This window comes from Vibrio sp. JZG120 (assembly GCF_053890955.1).
The window spans coordinates 318101-341693 of sequence record NZ_JBSRRK010000005.1 but is presented as its reverse complement, the minus strand read 5'-3'; the positions used below and the strand labels follow the sequence as shown (position 1 = coordinate 341693).

Genomic DNA, 23593 nt, shown 5'->3' with positions numbered 1-23593 from the left:
ATATCCTTCACCACTTACCACACCAAACCTAATATAAACCTTATCCCTACAATGGATATTCATTGCAGTCCAAAACACACATAAAAAAGGTTAAAGGTTTGAATTATGGACAAAATTATTATCAGCCCAAGCAAATACGTCCAAGGTGAACAAGTACTTACATCTATCGCTCACTATGTGAAAACATTGGGTGAACGTCCGTTAGTAATTGCCGATGAGTTCGTGACTAACCTGGTTGGTGATGACGTCAAACAAAGTTTTGCTGACGAAAAGCTTCCACTCACTATGAACATTTTTGGTGGCGAATGTTCGCGCGTTGAGATTGAACGCATCACGGACATTTGTGCCACTCAGAAACACGATGTCATTGTCGGTATTGGTGGTGGTAAAACGTTAGATACAGCAAAGGCTGTTGCGTTTTACACCAAAATTCCTGTCGTGGTGGTTCCTACGATTGCCTCGACTGATGCGCCAACCTCAGCGCTTGCGGTGATATACACACCTGAAGGTGAATTTGCAGAATATTTGATGATCCCTAAAAACCCAGACATGGTCATCATGGATACGTCAGTCATCGCCAAAGCCCCTGTTCGCTTACTTGTATCTGGGATGGGCGACGCGCTTTCCACCTACTTTGAAGCTCGTGCCAACATGACCTCTGGTAAGGCAACAATGGCAGGTGGTTTAGCGACGCGTTCAGCGCAAGCGCTTGCGAAACTTTGCTATGAAACCTTGCTTGAAGATGGTGTAAAAGCAAAAGCTGCAGTAGAAAATGGTGTGAGCACCAAAGCGGTAGAAAACATTATTGAAGCCAATACATACCTTAGCGGTATCGGTTTTGAAAGCAGTGGTCTAGCGGGTGCTCACGCTATTCATAACGGCCTAACTAAGCTTGAAGAGTGTCATCATCTCTATCATGGTGAGAAAGTCGCGTTCGGCACACTTGTTCAACTGGTGCTAGAAAACGCAGCGATGGAAGAGATTAATACGGTTCTCGCCTTCTGCCGATCGGTAGGTCTACCAACCAACTTATTTGATATGGGCGTTAAAGAGCTTAATCACGATAAGTTGCGCGAGGTCGCCGAAGCCTCAACGGCCGAGGGAGAAACCATCCACAATATGCCATTCCCAGTGACGGCAGAAAATGTCTACTCTGCAATTCTAACCGCTCATCAACTGGGTCAATAACCCAAATAACTTCAAACGAGTTTAAGTCTCCAAAGGCAAGCCAAGGCTTGCCTTTTATGCTTCAACTGACTTATCACTTCCATTGACACCTGCCGATGGCAACATCATAACAAACCGCGTCTTGTCTTTATCTGATGTTACTTTTATCTGTCCTTCATACGCTTGCACGATAGATTGGGTAATCGATAAACCTAGCCCTGCACCGACGCTACCTACATGTTGGCGAGACTTATCTGCGCGATAAAAACGGTCGAAAAGGTACGGTAAGTTTTGCTCGGCAATGGTATCACCTTGGTTGCTGACCGATATCGTCACCTGTTCATCAACCTCTTGAACGTCAATCACAATGGTTGAATCAGCATACGCATGACGAATCGCGTTGGAGAGCAAATTACCCACCGCACGCTCAAACATGTTTTTGTCCATATAGAGCTGACCGTCGCCTGAGTTCACGATTTGCACATCGGCATCTTCGGCCAATATTTCAAAATACGCGACCAAGCGGTCGATTTCCTCCCGCACCGCAAACACTTCGTCATGGCGATGAATGAGCTTGTTTTCAGCCTTGGCAATGTAGAGCAAATCGTTGATGGTTTTCGTGATGCGGTTGAGTTCTTCCAACGTTGAGGCAATCGCATCCTGATACTCTTCAGGCGTTCGACACGCACCTAAAATGACCTGATTTTGCGTGGTAATGTTGGTGAGTGGCGTTTTTAACTCATGTGCTATATCAGAAGAAAACTCGCTCAAGCGGCGAAAACCAGTTTGCAACCTATCGAGCATCGCGTTGTGTTTGTTGGATAACTCGCGCAGTTCTATTGGCAACGAATCGGGGTCGAGACGAATGCCCATTTGCTCTGGGGATATCTGTTGAATGTGCTGATTCAACCCCACAATCGGCTTCAACCCACGTTTTACAATCCAACCGCTCAACGCGGAAGAAATCACAAACGCCAAACCGAGCGCCCAAAACAAAATCCAGTCGAGTTTATCCAAAAACAAAATATGGTGGTTGATACTCATGCCGAGCACCACCTGATACTCCCCAGCTTGAAACGCAAACGCGCGGATATTCAGCGAGTCCTCACTCCATTCGATGGCGCGCTCGTGATTTAAAACCTGAGGTGAGCTAATGCTATAGGCTCGGTTCTGAGGAATCGTCAGGCTCGAATTCTGATACACGTTCTGCTTGCCTTCAAACACCCACATGTAGAGCGTGCTGTTATTCGCTTGCTTGAACACATCCTCTGGCGAGCGTTTTAACGCTTTCTCAATGGCATTGAACTTACTGGAAATATAGCTGAAATCTTGCGAATAAAAGTGGCGCTCAATGGCGTACTGTAGGATGAAGGCCAAAGAAAAATAGGTCACGAACGTCATGCTAACAAACATCAGCACGAGCTTATTTTTCATGGAAAAAGGGAGCGAAAACTTAGGCATCACAACTCTCTTCGAGTTTGTAGCCCATCCCTCTGACTGTGTGAATCAGTGGTTTATCGAACGGTTTGTCCACTTTGCTACGCAGACGTTTGACCGCCACATCAATCACATTGGTATCGCTGTCAAAGTTCATATCCCACACTAACGACGCAATAGTGGTACGTGAAAGCACTTGGCCAGTTTTGCGCATCAGCAACTCAAGCAGGGCATATTCTTTGGCGGTAAGCGATATCGACTGCTCCGCGCGCGTGGCAACGCGTTTGATCATATCAAGTTCTAAATCTGCCACACGTAATGTTTGCGGCGATGCGACCACTTGCGCGGCAATATGATGACGAAATACGTTTTGAACACGCGCCAGTAGCTCCGCAAACGCGTAAGGTTTTACGACATAGTCATTGGCACCCAGCTCAAAACCGCGCACGCGATCTTCCACTTGCTCCTTCGCTGTCAGCATGATCACTGGGGTGTGAATCCCACTACTGCGCAATGTATTAAGCACCTGCCAACCATCGAGTTTAGGCAACATAATGTCGAGGAGGATTAAGTCATATTCTTCACTGGTAGCGTGATAAAGCCCATCGACCCCATCATGCACTAAATCCACCACATACCCAGATTCAATCAAACCTTTTTGCAGATATTCTCCGGCTTTGTGCTCATCTTCGACGATCAATATTTTCAACTTTACTTACCTGGTGTGTTAGCGGGAGGATGAGAACCCAGTATAAAGCTCGAAAAAGAGCATGATGTGAACCACACCATACTCTTCCCCATTGGCAAACCATTATCGATTGTTATCGCGTTCGGCATAATGCACTTTGACATTCACTTTGCCCAAATATTCCAACTGACCATCTTCATTCATGCGTTCTTGCACGGTCACGAAGCCACCATCTTTTAAATGCGTACTGCGAGACTTCACATTAAACGTCAGGATATTGAGCTCTTTATTCAGTTCACGAGCCGTCATGGTTTTAAGTGAATTGAGTTCAGACAGTGCCTGTTGATAAGCCTCATCTGACGTTGCTGTCGGCGTAACTGAGATGGTTTTCATCTCTTCGTGGCTCACGTAGTTGCCACCAGTGAAAAGTGGTTGAGCGAATGCAGATGCGCTAGTCATTGCCATTACCGTTACAAAAAGAGCAGTTTTGATTGCGTTCATGTTGTTAACCTTTGAGTGCTTGTTTTCAATGAGGTCATTATTGAACACCGCCTCTGACACCACCCTTTCAACAAAATGACATTTTTGTCATGAAAGCAACCTACTGGCGAAGGCTCTTGAGCGTTCCATCACGCTTAGAATAAGACAAAAAAAAGCGGCACATACTCTCGCATGTGCCGCTTGGGATTTTTGCTGTTCAGCGTAATTACTCAACCGTTACCGCTTTCGCTAGGTTGCGTGGTTGGTCTACGTCCGTACCTTTGATCAGCGCTACGTAGTATGACAGCAACTGCATTGGGATGGTGTAGTAGATCGCCGCCGTGATTTCACTAACGTGAGGCATCGTGATGATCTTCATTGTTTCATCGCCTTCGAAGCCTGCGTCTGCATCTGCGAATACGTATAGAAGGCCGCCACGTGCACGTACTTCTTCAACGTTTGATTTTAGCTTTTCAAGTAGGTCGTTACTTGGTGCAACCACAACAACAGGCATGTCAGCGTCAATCAGCGCTAGAGGACCATGTTTCAGTTCACCCGCCGCGTAAGCTTCTGCGTGGATGTAAGAGATCTCTTTCAATTTTAGAGACGCTTCCATCGCGATTGGATAGAATTCACCACGACCTAGGAACAGTGTGTGGTGCTTGTCTGCGAAATCCGTCGCTAGTGCTTCAATGTCTTTCTCGAAAGAAAGTGCCGCGTTGATTTGCTTAGGAAGTGCGTGTAGCGCTTCAACAATCTCTTTTTCTTTCTCTTTGCTAACGCGACCTTGCTCTTTACCTAACGCCGTAACCAGCATCAATAGTGCAGAAAGCTGAGTCGTGAACGCTTTGGTTGAAGCGACACCGATTTCAACACCAGCGCGAGTCATGAATGCAAAATCTGACTCACGAACCAAAGAAGAACCTGCTACGTTACAAATAGTCATCGCCGCCATGTAACCTTTTTCTTTCGCAAGACGAAGTGCTGCTAGCGTATCGGCGGTTTCACCAGACTGAGACAACGTGATCAATAGGCTGTTTGGACGAGTCACAAACTTGCGGTAACGGAACTCAGAGGCGATTTCTACGTCACAGCTCACGCCAGCAATGTCTTCAAACCAGTAACGCGCTGTCATACCTGCGTTGTAAGACGTACCACACGCAACGATTTGTACGTGTTCTACTTTGCTTAGAATGTCAGCCGCATGCACACCGATCGCATCAGTTACAACAGAGTCTGCCGTGATACGGCCTTCCATTGTGTTGATCAACGCTTTAGGTTGCTCATAGATTTCTTTTTGCATGAAGTGGCGGTATTGGCCTTTATCGCCAGCATCATGTTCTGCGTTGGATTCTACGATTTCACGCTCAACCAGCTCGCCCGTTGCGTCAAAGACAGTAACTTCACGGCGAGTGATTTCTGCCACATCACCTTCTTCTAGGTACATGAAACGGCGCGTTACATTCAGTAGCGCAAGTTGGTCAGAAGCCAGGAAGTTTTCACCCACACCAAAACCAATTACGATCGGGCTGCCTGAACGTGCAACTACGATGCGTGAAGGATCTTTGCGATCCAACGCTACCGTGCCGTAGGCGCCTTCAAGTTGTTTCGCTGTTTTTTGTACTGCTTCTAGTAGCGTTTCTGAAGTGCGAAGTTCCCACTCAACCATGTGTGCGATAACTTCTGTATCCGTTTGAGATTCAAACACGTAACCACGAGATTGAAGCAATTCACGAAGCTCTTCGTGGTTTTCGATAATACCGTTATGTACAACAGCAATATCGCCAGACATATGTGGGTGTGCATTAACTTCAGATGGTTCACCGTGCGTCGCCCAACGAGTGTGCGCAATACCCGTTCCGCCGATCACTTTTGCTTCTTCTACTGCATCAGCCAGTTCTTGCACTTTACCCAAGCGACGAACGCGCGTTAGGTTTGACTCGCCATCAACAACAGCAACGCCAGCTGAGTCGTAACCGCGATACTCTAAGCGGCGTAGACCTTCAACCAAAATTTCTGCAACATCTCGTTGTGCTACTGCACCTACGATTCCACACATGTGTTTATCTCCGTTTGTAGTTTTGTTCTTCCCTAGCCATGTTTCAGATAGAGGCAGCAAGCAAAGGCCTGTATTCAGAGGGAAGTGAAATATGAAACTGGTTACATTATTAGATTAGGCGCAAATGACTTTCACGCCATGTTGTTCAATCTGTATTTTGTGTTCTTGCTGAATATCAGCATCCGTCACTAGCACATCAATTTGATGCCAAGCGAGCTCTAAATTCGGGATCTTACGACCGATTTTTTCCGATTCGATCATGACGATCACTTCGCGCGACACTTCCGCCATTACCTTACTCAAACCAACCAATTCATTAAATGTTGTGGTGCCGCGTTCGAGATCGATGCCATCCGCACCGATAAATAGCTGGTCAAAGTCGTAAGCTCGTAACACAGATTCGGCTACTTTGCCTTGAAAAGATTCTGAGTGCGTATCCCAAGTCCCGCCAGTCATCAGCAGTGTTGGTTCGCTCTCTAATTCATTAAGGGCGTTAGCAACATGCAATGAGTTGGTCATGACAACTAAGCCACGTTTGTCATTCAACTGTTGAATCAACGCAGCCGTCGTACTGCCACTGTCGATCACGATGCGATTATGGTCTCGAATCAGTGATGCCGCTGCTTTTGCCAAGTTTAGCTTTCGAGTCGAAACATTAGCGCTCAATTCTTCGTGAATGACTTCTGTTGGGATAGCAATCGCACCGCCGTAGCGGCGTAGAAGTTGGCCATTTTTCTCTAAAGAAGCTAAATCCTTTCTAATCGTGACCTCTGAGGTTTCGAATTTCTGAGCGAGTTCGTCAACGCTGACTTCTCCTAGCTCAGAAACCAAGTTAGAAATGGCGTGTCTTCTTAGTTGAGTATTTCGTTTCGACATTTACGTTTTGAATTTAAGTTTCGATGTGAAACTTATTATAGTCAAACCGAAACTTTTAAGTCCATTTATTTCGATCCAAAAAATTAATATTTCTCGATAAAACCTTGTCCTAAGACAATTCTTAAACAGTGATATTGGATTCATTCAGTGGTAGAATTCGCCACCGAAAAGAAAAAAAATTACAGAATTGAAGGCTATTTTTTTGCAACTTTCTGCATATAAAGTGGGATTAGTCACAAAAAGGTAACCAAAATCGCCGATCTTTTAGTCATAAAATGACTAAACTTGGTGAAAGACTTTCAGAATCTGAAGTACTGATAATGAGGCGAAAAATCGGTGGGTGACAGGCACTAAATGTCATTAATAACGCCCTAACTTCAGAGTAAACAACCGACTTTCAAATTGTAACTATACTTACCGGAGAGTATCTTCCATGAAAAAGACCAAAATCGTATGTACGATTGGCCCTAAAACTGAATCTGTAGAGAAGCTAACTGAGCTAGTGAACGCAGGCATGAACGTAATGCGTCTTAACTTCTCTCACGGTGACTACGAAGAACACGGCACTCGTATCGCGAACTTCCGTAAAGTAATGGAAGCTACTGGCAAACCACTAGCAATTCTTCTAGATACTAAAGGTCCAGAAATCCGCACTATTAAGCTAGAAGGCGGTAACGACGTTGATCTAGTAGCTGGTCAAGAATTCACTTTCACAACTGACACTTCAGTTGTAGGTAACAAAGATAAAGTTGCAGTAACTTATGCAGGTTTCGCAGCAGACCTAAACGTAGGTAACACTATCCTAGTCGACGACGGTCTAATCGAGATGGAAGTTATCTCTAAGACTGAAACAGAAGTTAAATGTAAAGTACTTAACAACGGTGCACTAGGCGAGAACAAAGGTGTTAACCTTCCTGGCGTTTCTGTAAACCTACCTGCTCTATCTGAAAAAGATAAGAACGACCTTAAATTCGGTTGTGAGCAAGGCGTTGACTTCGTAGCTGCTTCTTTCATCCGTAAAGCTTCTGACGTTCAAGAAATCCGTGAAGTTCTAGCGGCAAACGGCGGCGAGAACATCCACATCATCTCTAAGATCGAAAACCAAGAAGGTGTTGATAACTTCGACGAGATCCTAGAGCTTTCTGACGGCATCATGGTTGCTCGTGGTGACCTAGGTGTTGAAATCCCAGCTGAAGAAGTAATCTTCGCTCAGAAAATGATGATCGAGAAGTGTAACCGTGCACGTAAGATGGTTATCACTGCAACTCAAATGCTTGATTCTATGATCAACAACCCACGTCCTACTCGTGCGGAAGCTGGCGACGTTGCTAACGCGGTAATGGACGGTACTGACGCAGTAATGCTTTCTGGTGAAACAGCGAAAGGTAAGTACCCTGTTGAAGCGGTAACTATCATGGCTCAAATCGCGAACCGTACTGATTCAGCGCTAAAAGCTGAGCTAGGTTCTCGTCTAGACAGCCCACGTCTACGCATCACTGAAGCAGTATGTAAAGGCGCAGTAGACACAGCCGAGAAACTGGCTGCTCCACTTATCGTTGTTGCAACTGAAGGTGGTAAATCTGCACGTTCAGTACGTAAGTACTTCCCAACTGCAAACATTCTAGCTCTAACAACTAACAAGAAAACTGCTGCACAGCTAGTTCTAACTAAAGGTGTTACTCCTGTAGTTGTTGATTCAATCGAAAGCACTGACGCATTCTACGTAGCAGGTAAAGAGCTTGCTCTAGAATCTGGTCTAGGTAACAAAGGCGATATCGTTGTTATGGTTTCTGGCGCTCTAGTTGCTTCAGGTACTACGAACACAGCTTCTGTACACGTACTATAAGACTGAACTTTTCATACTTCAGTTGATTGAGAAAGAGGGCTTATGCCCTCTTTTTTTATATGGCTTTCTTGCTCTAATAATAGCCTAACTGTATCATTCACCATGCGCAGAATTGCGTACTGTTTAATTTTGTCGTCACGATTAAAATTTCTATGAGGTGTATGTGTCCAGTCCCACTCTTACCGACAAAGTATCAAAAATGATCCGTCAGGATATTCTCGATGGCGTGCTTAAACCGGGTCAAAAACTCGTGGTTGCGGAACTCAAAGAGAAGTACAACGTAGGAGCGTCACCCATTCGCGAAGCTTTGGTGCAGTTATCGTGGAGCAAATACGTCAAACTCGAGCCGCAAAAAGGCTGCTGGGTTGCACCTGTATGTAACGATGAGTTGAATGACTTGTACGAGAGCCTACAAATGGTCTCTGCATGCCTACTAAATAAAGCAATTGTGATTGGCGATGAAAATTGGGAACTGGACGTCCTAACCGCTTATCACAAGTTATCCCGCTCTAAATCTGGCGAAAGCTTTTGCTGGAAGGAATGGGAAGAACGCCATAATCAGTTTCTTACTGCGCTGTTTGAAGGCGCTGGCTCTGCCAATATGTTTGGTTTTTTCCGCGATCTACTCACGCAAATTAAGCGTTACCAATATTTTGCTATGCAAATGTTAGGTACTGGAAACCCAGGGCACTGTAATATCGATGAGCAAGAAATGCTGATGAAGACGTCGTTAGATAAAAGAAGCCAGGATGCTTTAGGTTATCTAGAGCGTTATTTGAGACAGTCAATGCAGTGTATCGAAGCGGCCATCGACAACCAATATCGCATACTGGCTAGCGAATAACGCTGAGGCTAAAATAAGCATAAAAATCGGGGTCTATCCCCGATTTTTTGTTTTTGAAAAAGAGCTAAGCAATATCATCGAAACTATGACATAGCGATACGCAGTTACGCCCTGCACTTTTGGATTCATACAAGGCAATATCAGCACATTTATAAGTGCGCGTGCGATCAGAAGTTAAATCACTATACCCGGCGCTAACAGTAATCGCTCTATCACTGCGCAGTTGAACCGCCACACGTAACCGGTTCAATACAACTTCTGCTTCTTCGAGTGTGGTATGCGGCATGATCACCGCAAACTCCTCACCACCGACGCGAGACACAAAGTCAGTACTGCGCACCTCTTTAAGAAGAGTCTCCGCGACACTGCAAATCACCTTGTCCCCTTCATCGTGCCCAAGTTCATCGTTAATGCGCTTAAAGTGGTCAATATCAAACAACGCCAAACATGCAGGGGGACTATCAGGATAACGCTCAATAATCCCGGCATATTGCGCTAATTGCTCTTCAAATTTTCGACGGTTCCACAAGCCCGTCAACCCATCTTTTTCACTGAGGTTGCGTAGCTTTTCTTCCAGCTCTTTTTGCTCGGATATATCCACCAGCGACGTGATGTAATAGCTTACTTTACCTGACTTGGTTAAGTTTGCCTGAATGCGCATAATGGCGGTAAATACGTGATTAAACTTGGTTCGACAACGAACCTCACCTTCCCAAACGTGCTCGTTCGCAAGCTTATTCCAAATATTGAGGGTCGACTCGAGATCTTCCGGTAAGAAAATTAGATTATGCGCATTCCAGCCTTGAGTATGCTTGGTTGAATAGCCCATCATGTTTTCAAATTCTTGGTTCACCATAATGATTCGATGCGACGCATCTGAGATCATCACCGCAGTCATGCCATCAAGTGCAGCCCGAGCTAACTTCGATTCCATACTATGACGTCGATAGTGCAGGGCTAGCGCGGTCGTTGGTAAAGTAAAACCAAACACCAAACTTAATACAAAAAACGCTTCTTGGATTAAGTCATCAATATCTCGCTGAGATCGAGATAGTAATTGCTCATTGGTAAGATCAATAACCAGATGAAGTGGTTCACTAGAAACAAATTGGATCGTGCTATACGCAATCAAATTCGAGCCGTTGTACTCATAGCCCGAAACTTCTGAGATCATCGTGCGCCAAATGTTGGGGTACATCCGGCCAAAATTAAATTGAGAACGAGCTGGGATAATATTGCCGTACAAGCGTGATGACTTAGGGCTCGCGATATAAAAGCCATCACTTTTAATTAACTCAATATGAAAATCCCGCACCGGTGAGTAGTTGAGTCGAGAAGATAAATACTCAATATCAACATTAAGAACAAGATACCCTTCGCGTTTCCCATTGAGAGAAATCGGCATCAGAATACGCAATGAAGGGCTATAAGGGTAAACAAGCTCACCATTTTCCCGCTCCAGTTCAATCCCCCACGACGCAATTTCATCATTACCTAAACCTTGCGCGTAATGAAAATAATCCCGCTCTGACTTGTCATGTAATTTGAGGGCGGGTGCAGCGATACCCGTTTTGAAATCGTAATTAATCCGTGCTTTTTCCTGACCGGTAATATCAAGAAAACGAATTTGTTTATATAGCTTTTGGTTGATCGCAACCGAGATCCACATATCTTCTAAGATAGAAAGGTTGACCCGGTTCGGCTGACGTAGATAGTCGTAAAGACTTTGGCTGTGACCGAGAAGATCGCTGATCGTCTCAATTTGATCCTGAATATTGTTGTATTCGCGACCAGTATAAGCCAGTTGGTGTAATGCTTCTTGAGCGGTATTCTCAACGTTACTCTCTAATAACGTCAGATATTTCTGATAATAGTAAACTGCAGTGAGCGCACTAAAAAATAGTGCTGTCGCCAACAATGTGCCGACTCGCTTAGGTATTTTCACGCGTCTACTGCCTATAATGCTTACTAAAACGACAATTATATCATTAATTGTTATTTTCTAAACAAAAAGCCACTTAGATTAAGTGGCTTTTCTATATGCAATTAGACAATTACGGTTTGAGTGCGCGCTCACCTCGGGCAATACCCACTACGCCACTACGAGCAACTTCGACGACTTCAGTTACTTCAGATATCGCTTGAATGAAGGCATCCAACTTTTCACTCGTGCCCGCAAGTTGTACCGTGTATTGAGCAGCAGTGACATCCACGATCTGGCCACGGAAGATGTCTGCCGTCCGTTTCACTTCTGCTCGCGCAAAACCGCTGGCTTTCACTTTCACCATCATCAGTTCACGTTCGATGTGCTCGTACTCGGTGACTTCTTGTACTTTCAGCACATCGATCAATTTGTGTAACTGCTTCTGAATTTGCTCCAACTGCATCTCATCAGACGTCGTGGTAATGTTCATTCGCGACAGCGTTTCATCATCTGTCGGTGATACCGTCAAAGATTCAATGTTGTAACCACGTTGAGAGAACAAACCAACAACACGAGACAACGCACCCGGTTGGTTTTCCAATAGCAGTGAAATAATGTGTCTCATATTAAGTTCTCTCCGTTTTGCTTAGCCACATTTTATCCATACCCTCACCTTTGATTTGCATCGGGTATACGTGTTCGGTTTCGTCTACGTTGATGTCCACAAACACCAGACGATCTTTCATATCCAACGCTTTTTGTAGCCCTTCTTCGAGCTGATCAGGCGTTTCGATACGAATACCGACGTGACCATAAGCTTCTGCAATCGCTGCAAAATCAGGAACAGAACTCATGTAAGAATTAGAGTGACGACCTTGATAAATAATGTCTTGCCATTGTTTTACCATGCCTAGGAATCGGTTGTTCAGGTTGATGATCTTCACTGGAATATCGTATTGCATGGCTGTCGAAAGCTCTTGGATATTCATTTGAATACTGCCATCGCCCGTAACAACCACGACTTCTTCTTGTGGCATGGCAAACTTAACACCCATACCAGCCGGAAGGCCAAATCCCATAGTGCCCAATCCACCCGAGTTGATCCAACGGCGTGGTTTGTTAAATGGGTAGTAAAGTGCTGCAAACATCTGGTGCTGACCCACATCAGAAGCAATATACGCATCACCATTGGTCAGCTTGTGCAAGGTTTCAATCACTTGCTGTGGCTTAATTCGCTCTGGTGATTTCTCATAAGCCAAACAGTTGCGGTCACGCCACACCTGAATGTCATCCCACCATGCGGTGATAGCATCTTGATCATTCCCACCTTCTTGCTCTGCCAGCAGGCCAAGCATGGTTGTGAGCACTTTTTCCGCAGAGCCTACGATAGGTAAATCCACTTTCACGTTTTTCGAGATCGATGATGGATCGATATCAATATGCATGACTTTTGCGTTTGGGCAGTATTTTTCAAGGTTGTTCGTCGTGCGATCATCAAAACGCACACCGATACCAAAAATGAGATCCGCTTCATGCATCGCCATATTGGCTTCGTAAGTACCATGCATACCCAGCATGCCCAGTGAGTTTTTATGTGTTCCAGGGAATGCGCCTAGTCCCATCAACGTACTGACTACTGGAAGGTTCAGCTTGTCGGAGAGCTCTAAAATATGTTCATGAGCGCCAGAAATTACAGCACCACCACCGATATAAAGCACTGGCTTTTTCGCTTCTAACAGCGATTTAAGGGCTTTTTTAATCTGGCCTTTATGACCCGACGTCGTCGGCTTGTAAGAACGCATTGAAAGCGTTTCTGGGTATTGGTAAGGCAGTTTGATTTGCGGATTCATTACATCTTTCGGCAAGTCAATCACTACTGGACCAGGTCGACCTGTGGTCGCGATATAAAACGCTTTCTTGATCGTTTCAGGAATATCTTCCGCTTTTTTCACTAAAAAGCTGTGTTTGACCACTGGGCGAGAAACACCAACGATGTCACATTCTTGGAAAGCATCATTACCAATTAGGCTATTAGGTACATTACCCGAGATAACGATCATTGGGATGGAGTCCATATAAGCCGTGGCAATACCTGTAATGGTATTGGTCGCGCCCGGACCTGAACATACCAGTACGACACCCGGTTTACCGGTAGCACGAGCGTAACCATCTGCCATATGAGTGGCGGCTTGCTCATGCCTTACAAGTACGTGTTTGATTTGATCGGTTTTGGCATGCAGTGCATCATAGATATCCAAAACAGAGCCACCTGGGTAGCCAAAGATCTGCTCTACGTGCTCTTCTATCAGAGATTGAACCACCATCTCTGCGCCTGACAACATTGCTGTCATAATTGCTCTCCTTAGCCAGTTTCCTCACCGTAAGGTCAACGGATTGGTCTGGTTTTACATAGTCTAGGTCTTATTCGTAGCCTAATCGAAATACTTCCACGTTTTCGGCTATGTCTTGCGTTCGTCATAACATCCCGCAAGGTTACCCAACAAATGTAACGTTTTATTATCAACGGGTCTAATGAGAGGTTGGTCTACTTTTTAAACAAGATGCTAGTAATTAGAATGTTAGTAGGAATAGCAGCCACACATACCTTATTTCACAGTGCAACCTAAAAATTTAACGTTCAAAAAAAGAACATTATTTCAGAACCTTTTAAGTATAGGGTGCTAAATAGCTGTATTTGGTGAGCAAAATAGAAAGAATCAACACAAACAAAAATCCCCAGTAATGCGCAATCACATCACTGGGGATTTTTTCATCAATATAAAATCTAAGTCAGCTTAAGTTACTTTTTCTCTGACTTTTCCTTATACATTTCTTCAATTTCATCTTGGTATTTGTCATTGATGACTTTACGACGCAGTTTTTGAGTTGGCGTTAACTCACCATCATCCATAGAGAAAGCTCTTGGTAACAGTTTAAACTTCTTCACCTGTTCAAACTTTGCCAACTCTTTTTGGAGATCGTTAACACGCTTCTCAAGCATTTCGACCACTTGGTGGTGCTTAATCAATTCAACGCGATCGTGATACTTGATATTCAGCTCTTTCGCATACTCTTCAAGAGAATCAAAACACGGCACAATCAGCGCCGAGACAAACTTACGCGTATCCGCGATAACCGCGATTTGCTCGATGAAGTGGTCTTTACCTATCGCACCTTCAATCATTTGTGGAGCGATGTATTTACCACCTGAAGTTTTCATCAACTCTTTGATGCGATCAGTGATGAACAGGTTGCCATTTTCATCAATGTAACCCGCATCGCCAGTTTTTAGGAAACCGTGCTCATCAAAGGTCTTTTCGGTCTCTTCTGGCATTTTGTAATAGCCACGCATCACCATTGGACCACGCACGAGAATCTCGTTGTTCTCACCGATCTTCACTTGCGCGCCAGGCATCGACATACCAATAGAGTCTGGATTAAAGCACTTATCATCCCAACACGATACTGTCGCCGTGGTTTCAGTCATGCCGTAACCTAACTTCACATTGATACCAATCGCGTGGAAGAATCGACCTATGGTTTCATCTAACTTTGCACCGCCACACGGCATAAAGTTGATTTGTCCACCAAGTAACGCACGCAGCTTGCTCAAAACCAACTTATCCGCCAGGGCATATGACTTGCGCAGCATGAGCGATGGCTGACGTTTTTCTTGATGACAAGCGGCCATTTTTGCGCCCATGTTCACAGCCCAAGTAAACATGATCTTGCGATGAATTGGCGCGCGAGACACTTTCTCGTGAATCGCAGAGAAGATCTTCTCATAGAAACGCGGCACGGCACACATCACGGTAGGTTGCACTTGGCTCAGTGCATCACGTACCTGCATGGTGTCTTGCAAATAGCAGTTGGTCGCCCCTTTGTACAACACATAAAAGGTCCAAGCGCGTTCAAATACGTGTGACAACGGAAGGAAACACAGTGACACATCACTTTGAGAAAGGCTCAAGCGTTGATCGTGCCCTTCCAATTGCGCCGCAATGTTTGCGTAGTCCAACATGACACCCTTTGGTTGGCCTGTGGTACCTGAGGTGTAGATCAGCGTGAGTAGATCATCTTCCTTTGCTTGCTCTAAACGTGCGTCTAATTCAACTTGGTATGTAGTATCGCCTTTGGCGACAAATGCTTGCCAAGAGATAACGAAATCATGCTCGCCAAGTTCGATATCATCAGACATGGCAACAATGAGCTCTAACTGCTCGCACTGGTCGAAAATGCTCACTGCTGCGTCAAATTGTGGCTGCTCACCAACAAACAGCACTTTGACGTCTGCGTTGTCAATGATGTACGCCGACTGAGCGGCGGTATTGGTTGGGTAAATAGGTACTGTTACGCCGCGTAGTTGTAGCGCTGCAATATCAGCAATCGTCCATTGCGGCATGTTGTTCGAGAAAATGCCGATTTTATCTTGGACTCCTAATCCCTGAGCCAAAAGTGCAAGTGATAAAGCATCAACTTGCTGACCAAATTGCGTCCACGTAATACCTTGCCATTCCTCACCCACTTTATGCTTGAGTGCAACGCGCGTACCACCGTTCGCAATTTGTTCACGAATACGTTTAACGATATGAAAATCTAACTTGGCCATTCTTTTACTTACCTTTTGGCTTACAGGCGTAAGCTAATTGAGCGAACAAGTGTACTCACGGCTTGCTAAAACGCAACTGACCAGTATCAAACTTATCACTAATAAGAGACAACTATCACTTATACGTCGCGAACATACCCAAAACTGCTGAATGATTACTCTATTTAACTTACTGTTTCGATTGTTGATTGCTAAAACAAAAAGCCCCGAGAGACAAAAATCTCTCGGGGACCAATGAATTGTAAAAATTGATGATTACCAATATGGTCTTAACAGATAAGACCAAACGTCATCTTATTTTGCGGCAACCACTTCACCACAAGTGATCATCAGTTGATCGCGCAGCCAAATGTGGCCTTTATCTTTTTCACTTGATTCATGCCAGCTTAAGAAGCCGCTGATTTCCTTGTTTGCAAATGGGAAGTCTAGAATTTGCAGCTGATCGCTGTTTACCGCATTTTCTGCCATCCAACGTGGCGCGATAGTCACAAGCTCAGATTGACCCACCACATATAGTAGGTTGCTTAGACTAGAGCCTTCGTACGCGGCTTGGCAATCCAGTTCACGATATGCTTGTTCTGAGAAGCTGCGTTGACCGTGCACTTTCGATAACTTCGCATGTTTTTCGTTAAGCAGTTGCTCGGCCGTTACACCACCTTGAATGCGTGGGTGTGTTTTTGACGCGATAACCACTAATTCATCTTTGAAGATTTCAGTACTTGAGAAACCTTGCTCATCAAAGCGAGCATAATCGATCACGAAATCAATTTCTTGATAGCGCATACGCTCAGACAACAGACGGTCAAATTCTGCATCTAGGTGAAGCTGAACGTTTGGTGCTTGTTGATTCACTTTTGCCATGATCTTCGGAGCAAAACGCATGTCACAAGGGCTGCAAATCGCCAGCTTAAATAAGCGAGTCGAAGATTCTGGTTGGAATACGGAGCTAGGAAGTTCATTACGAATCAGCTGTAATGCTTGGCGAATTGGGCCAAACAATTGACGAGCACGTTGCGTTGGCTGAATACCACGGCCCTGACGCATAAACAGCTCGTCGTTAAACATCACTTTTAGACGTGCCACGGCATTACTTACTGCCGGCTGAGACATGCCTAAGTTATGTGCTGCACGAGTAATATTTTGCTCTTGCATCACAGCATCAAATACAGTCAGTAGGTTTAAATCTACACCACGCAAAGTGCTTTCCATACGGTAGCTAGCAATTGCGCTCATCGCATCTTTCTTCTCTAACATTGAGTGCGCCTCTTTTGTAATCGTCAACTTTGTTCATTAAATTCATAACGAATAGAATCCCATCTCGCACAAAAGACGGCGGCTGGATTCGAATCATTTTACGAATAGATAACCTAACTTTTTATTATATTTGCCGTCCGGATACTTCCGGCTCGAACTGTACTATCAACTAATCGATTGCGGTTTCGCAACTAGATTGATATTTAATCAGTAAATTTTAGCCGATTAGGTATTTACCCTTTAAATAACAATGGCTTGATAAAAACATAAAAAACTATAAAACACGTAAAAGCGCATTCTTTGAGGAAGTATTTAGCAAATTGATGAGACGGATGGTCACCACACGCATGCATTTACCTTGGTTATCAGTTGAGAACAAACCAACAGATGACGACTATATCTCTGAGTGAAATTTGCACTTATCAGTCAAATTATCAGCAAATACACATTGAATAGAAATGAAAGAGAGAGAATAAAAATGCAGCCTTCTAGGTTGAAAGGCTGCAACAAAATCGTGTCAAAAATAGGAAGGAACAATGTACTTAGAACAACGTACTTAAATGTTCGACACGTAACTTGGGAAATCAACTTGCTCCCACAACTGTTTGGATAACTCCGCTTGTGAATCCCACGCGCCTTGCAATACCCAATGAACAATGGCCTGAGCAACATCTGGGTATTTCACACTTTCGGCTTGTTGCTCCTTTAGCCACTGGCGTACTGCGGAAATGTCTAAGCTCTCCATCGACATCGCAAGTCCTAAGTCTTCTAAGGTCGCGACATTGCTTTGTTGCTCAAACTGACCTGCGAGTGGCTTAAGCAATAATTTTTTCCCTAGAGACAGAGCTTCCGAAGGGAGCTCAAATCCACCATTGGCAATGACACCACTACACCGATGCAAATGATGCTGAAAGTTGCTGTGGCATAAAGGGCGTAATTCTATGTTTTCCACTTGCTCACATTCGATCACATCGGGGTGATAACAGATGAACGCTTGCTGGTTAAAATGGAACAGTAAATCCGAGATGTCTTCAATGGATTCGAACGGTAGATACACCAAAACAAAATCATCATTTTCTGCTTGGCTATCGACGGTATGCACTATCGGTGGTAGCAAAGGTTGATCAAAATGATGCCAATGCAAACCAAGGTGGTGTTGAGAAGGCGCAAAGTATTCAATGACGGATTTGTCTAACCAACTCGCTCCCTTTAACGGCACTGGATAACGGAAAGCATTTTGATGACTGATACCAATCGACGGCTTATTTTGTTGTTTTGCCGCCCATGCCGTAACAGGCTCGAAATCATTGAGCACGAGATCATAGGACGACAAATCAAGCTGTTTAACTTCTTTGCAAAATTGCACCAAATTGTTACTCAATGCTGTTTTCGCATAGTTCACTGAACCTTTTTCAGTGATAAAGGTGAAGCCTCGGCGAGTCTGATAATCGCCAAACGCTTCCATTGAAAAGTACTTTTCAGGCGCTCGTCCAGAAAACAAAAAATCGACCTCAACATCGTGCTCTTTAAACGCATGACTCATCGCCCTCGCACGCGCAATATGTCCGTTTCCTGTCCCTTGAACACCGTATAAGATTTTCATCAATTAGCCTCCCAGCATCGCAATCGCTAACCCACCACAAAGGCTACCTAGCAGTGCACCAATGATGACATCGGTAAAAAAGTGCACCCCCAATAAGATTCGCGCGGTTCCGATTAAACTTGCCCAAAAGAATGCAGCAACGCCTAGGCTCGGATAGAAATGATCAATCAGCGTCGCCATGACAAACGCAGCGGCAGTGTGTCCTGAAGGCAGGCTATAGCGATCTGATGGGGTAATAAAAGCAGGAAGGAGTGCACTGAGTTCTTCAGGGCGACGACGCTTAAAACTGTTTTTCAGCGCCCAATAAATTGGCAACTCGATGGCAAAAGCAAGTAAACCCGCCAATAAAAACCAGACTCCCTGCTCTTTATCTAAATACCAAGCTAATAAACCTAGCACCAAGTACAGATGTCCGTCACCACTGTGGGAGACTCCTTTACTGATGTTGGCAACTTGCTGATTAAAACGGTGCTTAAGACAAACACTAGAGAGCGCTAAATCAAACTTAGCAATGGTTGCAATTGGCTGTGTAACTGTCTCTATGGTTCGCATGTGACCTTTCCTTACTTTGACAACGCCGTTGTGTGAAAAGTAGGAGGTTTAGGTGACAACTGCATGACGGGAGTTTGGACAATTAATGACAAATGCCAAATTAGAGTGTGCCCAATAATCTATCTATTGAGCACAATCATAGGAGAGATCTATTAAGAAGGGTTTGCTTGCTGCGGTTGAGGCGTATCGATGTACCAGACCTTTCTCTTCTTACGACAGGCGCGCAAAGAGCCCATCGTCATGTCGCCATCTTTTGTTAGCTCGTAGCTAAGGGAGCGGCAAGTGTAATTTCCTGACAGTTCATGCTCGATGCCCGTTTGCTCAGTTGTGCTCGAAGCAGACTCTAAAAGAGGATTAGGCTGTGTCGATAGAATGTCACGATTTACCACATTGCTGCGCGCATAATCCTTATGGACATAACCTTTTATCACGCCTTTCTGTTCAACGAGAAACCAAGGTTGATCCACCACTTTTGCCAACACATTAAAAACTTCCCCTTTCGATAACACGCCAAGCTTTTCTCCTTCTAGGCTCGGCTTGGATCGCAGGTTTAATGTGGTCTTAGAGCGATAGGAGACATCCATAAACTCAACGGGGTTTGAGGTATCCACACCGTCAGCTGTTGGTCGGAAGACTTCCGCTTGTTGTTTCTCACTAGGTTGCACTCGGATCTTCCACCACGAATAGGTTTCCGGATCTTTGCCTTTAAATTTATCTCGACTGTCCGACTCAAGAGCAACGAGCATTTGATTCAAAAACGACTCACGTCCCTCGTAGCTCAAGAATCGATCCATTTGATCATTAATCACCATGACACTCTGAGAGTGATCATTAACAACAACAGGGGAAATCTCTGCCATATAGGTTTGAGATTGAAACAGCTGACAACCCGATAAGCTGACCAGAGTAAATACTGCGGCTGAACGTCCAAATTGTTTTGCTAACCTCATTATTCCTTAACCCTTCTTTTTACCTAGTGCAACTGCACTACTATAAATGGTCATTCAAAACTTTTGCCAAACAATTCGGGCCTTTGTGTGACAAGTCGCAATCCCAATGTTTGTTTTGGTAATGAAACGTCGCAAACTTGATGAGAACTTGCCTCTTCTAGCACGTTTCTATCGCACCATGCTGTTTCACTTAGCGCATCATTTTTCTCGAGCAAATGAAAAGACTCATCCGATATGAATAAAAAATCGACTTTAGGGTTGACGCGCTCCATGGAGTGCGGTACTAATTTGTTAACTTAATTATGTGGAAAGCTTAACAACTATGTCAGCTCATTTTTCTATTCTGCTTAGCCTCCTCCTGATCGTGACCAGTTCGCGCGGGTAGGCTGTGGAAGAAAAATAACCACACCAATTTCTAAGAACCCGCATGAGAATGCGGGTTTTTTTATATCTAAATACTGGAAGTAAACGATTAACTTGCACGTAAAGTGCAGAAATCAGGAAGGAAGCAAACATGAACGATCAGGTCATTATATTCGACACCACATTGCGTGATGGCGAGCAAGCGTTGTCAGCAAGCTTGACGGTTAAAGAAAAACTGCAAATTGCCTATGCGCTGGAAAGACTCGGCGTTGATGTTATCGAAGCTGGCTTCCCAATCTCTTCACCTGGTGATTTCGAGTCGGTACAAACCATTGCAAAAAACATCAAAAACAGTCGAGTTTGTGCCCTTTCGCGTGCCGTTGCGAAAGATATTGATGCCGCCGCTGAAGCATTAAAAGTGGCCGACCAATTCCGTATTCACACGTTTTTAGCCACTTCCACCATTCACGTAGAAGACAAACTACGCCGCAGCTACGACGATGTACTTGAAATGGCGGTCAACGCCGTTAAACATGCGCGTAACTACACCGATGATGTCGAGTTTTCTTGTGAAGATGCAGGTCGTACTCCTATCGACAACCTATGTCGCATGGTAGAAGCTGCCATCAATGCAGGTGCGAGCACAATCAACATTCCAGATACCGTTGGCTACACAGTACCAAGCGAGTTTGGTGGCATTATTCAAACCCTTTTCAACCGCGTTCCAAACATTGATAAAGCGATCATCTCCGTTCACTGTCACGACGACTTGGGGATGTCAGTTGCCAACTCTATTGCCGCCGTTCAAGCCGGCGCACGTCAGATAGAAGGCACCATCAATGGCATTGGTGAGCGAGCAGGTAACTGTTCTCTTGAAGAGATCGCAATGATCATCAAGACGCGTCAAGAGTTCTTGGGTGTTCACACTGGCATCAAACATGATGAAATTCACCGCACCAGTAAATTGGTGAGCCAATTATGCAACATGCCAATTCAGAGCAACAAAGCGATTGTGGGCGCGAATGCCTTTAGCCACTCTTCAGGTATCCACCAGGATGGCATGTTAAAGAATAAGAATACCTACGAAATCATGACCCCTGAGTCGATTGGCCTTAAAAACCAAGCACTAAACCTAACCAGCCGTAGTGGTCGCGCAGCCGTGAAGAGCCACATGGACACCATGGGATACAACGAGGACGAGTACAACCTAGACGCTCTATACGCGGACTTCTTGAAACTTGCCGACCGCAAAGGCCAAGTGTTCGATTACGATCTAGAGGCCCTAATGCACTTCTCGAACCTGCGTGAAGAAGATGACTTCTACAAACTGAACTACCTAAGCGTGCAATCGGGCAGCGTAATGGCCACCACCAGCATCAAAATGCAATGTGGCGATGAAGAAATGTGTGAAGCGGCAGTCGGTAATGGCCCAGTTGATGCGCTATACCAATGTATCTACCGCGTGACAGGCTACGACATCGTACTGGATAAATTCGACCTAACCGCGAAAGGCGAAGGTGAAGATGGTTTGGGTCAAGCTGACATCATTGCCAACTACAAAGGTCGTAAATACCACGGTACGGGCGTTTCCACCGATATCGTTGAAGCTTCCGGCCAAGCACTATTGCACGTTATTAATAGCATCCACCGTGCAGACAAAATCGAAGAAATGAAGCAGAAAAAGATTGCGACTGTGTAATAACAACCGAGCTACATGGCTCAGGAAAGAACACGCTCGTTGAAATAATTAAGCTCAAAATTAGAAAACTTAAAGGATTAACATGACAGACAAATCATACAAAATTGCCGTCCTACCCGGTGACGGCATCGGCCCGGAAGTAATGGCGCAAGCACACAAGGTATTGGATGCTATCGAAAAGAAGCACGGTATTGCGTTTGAGCGTGACGAACATGATGTAGGCGGCATCGCGATCGATAATCACGGCTCTCCACTTCCAGAAAGCACCGTAAAAGCGTGTGAAGAGTCTGATGCAGTCCTATTCGGTTCAGTTGGCGGTCCGAAGTGGGAACACTTGCCACCAAATGACCAACCTGAACGCGGTGCCCTACTACCACTACGCAAACACTTCCAACTGTTTTGTAACCTACGCCCAGCGCAAATCCACGCAGGCCTGGAAGCTTTCTCACCACTTCGTGCTGACATCTCAGGCCGTGGTTTTGACATCGTGGTGGTCCGTGAACTGACTGGTGGTATCTATTTCGGTCAACCAAAAGGCCGTGAAGGCGAAGGCGCGACAGAAAAAGCGTTTGATACTGAGGTGTACCACCGCTTTGAGATCGAACGTATTGCAAAAATCGCCTTTGAGTCTGCTCGTCTACGTCGCAAGAAAGTTTGCTCAATCGACAAAGCGAACGTTCTACAAAGTTCAATCCTATGGCGTGAAGTAGTCGAAGAAATCGCGAAAGATTACCCAGATGTCGAGCTATCACACATGTACATCGACAACGCAACCATGCAGCTTATCAAAGACCCAGCACAGTTCGACGTCATGCTGTGTTCAAACATCTTCGGCGACATCATTTCTGATGAGTGCGCAATGATCACTGGCTCAATGGGTATGCTGCCTTCAGCAAGCCTTAACGAAAGTAAGTTCGGTCTGTACGAGCCAGCAGGCGGCAGTGCACCGGATATCGCAGGTAAGAACATCGCCAACCCAGTAGCACAAATCCTATCGGCAGCACTGATGCTACGTTATAGCCTTGGCGAAGAAGCCGCAGCACAAGACATCGAAGCAGCGGTGTCGAAAGCACTTTCAGCTGGCGAGCTAACAGGCGACCTTGCAGGCAACAACCCGGCACTCTCAACGTCTGAAATGGGCGATAAGATTGCTGAGTACATTTTGAACGCATAAATAGACTGAATTTATAAATATAACTGTCGTTCGCAGTCTACAACATGGTTGTGATAACAAGGACGACG

Annotated in this window: 18 protein-coding genes; 5 read left to right on the top strand and 13 right to left on the bottom strand. The window is 45.0% G+C overall.

The features are described 5' to 3' along the window. The first annotated feature begins 105 nt into the window (after window positions 1-105). A complete protein-coding gene (locus tag ACWPOD_RS13130; protein ID WP_006742744.1) occupies window positions 106-1188 on the top strand; it encodes a glycerol dehydrogenase in 1083 nt (360 codons plus the stop codon). A 54-nt stretch (window positions 1189-1242) separates the two neighbouring features. Here the strand turns inward: ACWPOD_RS13130 and ACWPOD_RS13125 are convergent, their stop codons facing one another. From ACWPOD_RS13125 to ACWPOD_RS13105, 5 genes are all read right to left on the bottom strand, one after another. Continuing rightward, entirely contained in the window at window positions 1243-2628 is a 1386-nt protein-coding gene (locus ACWPOD_RS13125; RefSeq protein ID WP_456231939.1) for a heavy metal sensor histidine kinase, read from the bottom strand. Beyond that, window positions 2621-3313: a heavy metal response regulator transcription factor gene (locus ACWPOD_RS13120; RefSeq protein WP_053808759.1), complete on the bottom strand. Its 693-nt coding sequence runs from the start codon at window positions 3311-3313 to the stop codon at window positions 2621-2623. Before ACWPOD_RS13120 ends, ACWPOD_RS13125 begins: the two co-directional genes overlap by 8 nt. Window positions 3314-3415: 102 nt before the next feature. After that, window positions 3416-3793, bottom strand: coding sequence for a DUF3316 domain-containing protein (locus ACWPOD_RS13115; protein ID WP_069500063.1), 378 nt, complete (start codon window positions 3791-3793; stop codon window positions 3416-3418). A gap of 205 nt (window positions 3794-3998) precedes the next feature. Continuing rightward, on the bottom strand, window positions 3999-5831 hold the full coding sequence (glmS, locus tag ACWPOD_RS13110) for a glutamine--fructose-6-phosphate transaminase (isomerizing) (protein WP_005392238.1): 1833 nt from the start codon (window positions 5829-5831) through the stop codon (window positions 3999-4001). Window positions 5832-5945: 114 nt separating this feature from the next. Continuing rightward, window positions 5946-6707 (bottom strand): DeoR/GlpR family DNA-binding transcription regulator, encoded by a 762-nt coding sequence (locus ACWPOD_RS13105; RefSeq protein ID WP_005392240.1) that lies wholly within the window; start codon window positions 6705-6707, stop codon window positions 5946-5948. Between the two features lie 433 nt (window positions 6708-7140). Here ACWPOD_RS13105 and pykF point away from each other — a divergent pair, with 433 nt between their 5' ends. Both pykF and ACWPOD_RS13095 read left to right on the top strand, forming a co-directional pair. Continuing rightward, window positions 7141-8553 carry a pyruvate kinase PykF gene (gene pykF / locus ACWPOD_RS13100; RefSeq protein ID WP_005392243.1) on the top strand — a complete coding sequence of 471 codons (1413 nt, stop codon included), beginning with the start codon at window positions 7141-7143 and terminating at the stop codon, window positions 8551-8553. A gap of 157 nt (window positions 8554-8710) precedes the next feature. Then, window positions 8711-9397 carry a GntR family transcriptional regulator gene (locus tag ACWPOD_RS13095; protein WP_167426953.1) on the top strand — a complete coding sequence of 229 codons (687 nt, stop codon included), beginning with the start codon at window positions 8711-8713 and terminating at the stop codon, window positions 9395-9397. A 64-nt stretch (window positions 9398-9461) separates the two neighbouring features. Here the strand turns inward: ACWPOD_RS13095 and ACWPOD_RS13090 are convergent, their stop codons facing one another. The 8 genes from ACWPOD_RS13090 to ACWPOD_RS13055 form a co-directional block, all read right to left on the bottom strand. Continuing rightward, window positions 9462-11342 carry a sensor domain-containing diguanylate cyclase gene (locus tag ACWPOD_RS13090; protein ID WP_005392251.1) on the bottom strand — a complete coding sequence of 627 codons (1881 nt, stop codon included), beginning with the start codon at window positions 11340-11342 and terminating at the stop codon, window positions 9462-9464. A gap of 109 nt (window positions 11343-11451) precedes the next feature. Then, on the bottom strand, window positions 11452-11946 hold the full coding sequence (gene ilvN / locus ACWPOD_RS13085) for an acetolactate synthase small subunit (RefSeq protein ID WP_005392253.1): 495 nt from the start codon (window positions 11944-11946) through the stop codon (window positions 11452-11454). Window position 11947: 1 nt separating this feature from the next. Beyond that, window positions 11948-13672, bottom strand: a complete 1725-nt coding sequence (locus tag ACWPOD_RS13080) for an acetolactate synthase 3 large subunit (RefSeq protein WP_167426954.1) — start codon at window positions 13670-13672, stop codon at window positions 11948-11950. Between the two features lie 449 nt (window positions 13673-14121). Next, window positions 14122-15930 carry an AMP-dependent synthetase/ligase gene (locus ACWPOD_RS13075; RefSeq protein ID WP_046874025.1) on the bottom strand — a complete coding sequence of 603 codons (1809 nt, stop codon included), beginning with the start codon at window positions 15928-15930 and terminating at the stop codon, window positions 14122-14124. Window positions 15931-16224: 294 nt separating this feature from the next. Next, window positions 16225-17184 carry a LysR family transcriptional regulator CalR gene (gene calR / locus ACWPOD_RS13070; RefSeq protein WP_005379693.1) on the bottom strand — a complete coding sequence of 320 codons (960 nt, stop codon included), beginning with the start codon at window positions 17182-17184 and terminating at the stop codon, window positions 16225-16227. A 556-nt stretch (window positions 17185-17740) separates the two neighbouring features. Then, window positions 17741-18787: an MJ1255/VC2487 family glycosyltransferase gene (locus ACWPOD_RS13065; RefSeq protein ID WP_005392259.1), complete on the bottom strand. Its 1047-nt coding sequence runs from the start codon at window positions 18785-18787 to the stop codon at window positions 17741-17743. A 3-nt stretch (window positions 18788-18790) separates the two neighbouring features. Further along, on the bottom strand, window positions 18791-19339 hold the full coding sequence (locus ACWPOD_RS13060) for a phosphatase PAP2 family protein (RefSeq protein ID WP_046874026.1): 549 nt from the start codon (window positions 19337-19339) through the stop codon (window positions 18791-18793). Between the two features lie 152 nt (window positions 19340-19491). Beyond that, window positions 19492-20289, bottom strand: a complete 798-nt coding sequence (locus tag ACWPOD_RS13055; protein WP_046874027.1) for an SH3 domain-containing protein — start codon at window positions 20287-20289, stop codon at window positions 19492-19494. 514 nt (window positions 20290-20803) lie between these two features. On the opposite strand from ACWPOD_RS13055, the gene leuA reads away from it, so the two are divergent. Continuing rightward, entirely contained in the window at window positions 20804-22351 is a 1548-nt protein-coding gene (leuA, locus tag ACWPOD_RS13050; protein ID WP_006742733.1) for a 2-isopropylmalate synthase, read from the top strand. Window positions 22352-22433: 82 nt separating this feature from the next. Next, window positions 22434-23525: a 3-isopropylmalate dehydrogenase gene (gene leuB / locus ACWPOD_RS13045; protein WP_046874028.1), complete on the top strand. Its 1092-nt coding sequence runs from the start codon at window positions 22434-22436 to the stop codon at window positions 23523-23525. Window positions 23526-23593 lie beyond the last annotated feature (68 nt).

Excerpts from the sequence above, each read along its gene's own strand:
- calR (WP_005379693.1), bottom strand. The coding sequence starts at position 17,184 with ATGTTAGAGAAGAAAGATGCGATGAGCGCAATTGCTAGCTACCGTATG.
- ACWPOD_RS13055 (WP_046874027.1), bottom strand. The coding sequence starts at position 20,289 with ATGAGGTTAGCAAAACAATTTGGACGTTCAGCCGCAGTATTTACTCTG.
- ACWPOD_RS13125 (WP_456231939.1), bottom strand. The coding sequence starts at position 2,628 with ATGCCTAAGTTTTCGCTCCCTTTTTCCATGAAAAATAAGCTCGTGCTG.
- ilvN (WP_005392253.1), bottom strand. The coding sequence starts at position 11,946 with ATGAGACACATTATTTCACTGCTATTGGAAAACCAACCGGGTGCGTTG.
- ACWPOD_RS13130 (WP_006742744.1), top strand. The coding sequence starts at position 106 with ATGGACAAAATTATTATCAGCCCAAGCAAATACGTCCAAGGTGAACAA.
- pykF (WP_005392243.1), top strand. The coding sequence starts at position 7,141 with ATGAAAAAGACCAAAATCGTATGTACGATTGGCCCTAAAACTGAATCT.
- ACWPOD_RS13105 (WP_005392240.1), bottom strand. The coding sequence starts at position 6,707 with ATGTCGAAACGAAATACTCAACTAAGAAGACACGCCATTTCTAACTTG.
- ACWPOD_RS13080 (WP_167426954.1), bottom strand. The coding sequence starts at position 13,672 with ATGACAGCAATGTTGTCAGGCGCAGAGATGGTGGTTCAATCTCTGATA.
- leuB (WP_046874028.1), top strand. The coding sequence starts at position 22,434 with ATGACAGACAAATCATACAAAATTGCCGTCCTACCCGGTGACGGCATC.
- ACWPOD_RS13065 (WP_005392259.1), bottom strand. The coding sequence starts at position 18,787 with ATGAAAATCTTATACGGTGTTCAAGGGACAGGAAACGGACATATTGCG.
- ACWPOD_RS13060 (WP_046874026.1), bottom strand. The coding sequence starts at position 19,339 with ATGCGAACCATAGAGACAGTTACACAGCCAATTGCAACCATTGCTAAG.
- glmS (WP_005392238.1), bottom strand. The coding sequence starts at position 5,831 with ATGTGTGGAATCGTAGGTGCAGTAGCACAACGAGATGTTGCAGAAATT.
- ACWPOD_RS13115 (WP_069500063.1), bottom strand. The coding sequence starts at position 3,793 with ATGAACGCAATCAAAACTGCTCTTTTTGTAACGGTAATGGCAATGACT.
- leuA (WP_006742733.1), top strand. The coding sequence starts at position 20,804 with ATGAACGATCAGGTCATTATATTCGACACCACATTGCGTGATGGCGAG.
- ACWPOD_RS13075 (WP_046874025.1), bottom strand. The coding sequence starts at position 15,930 with ATGGCCAAGTTAGATTTTCATATCGTTAAACGTATTCGTGAACAAATT.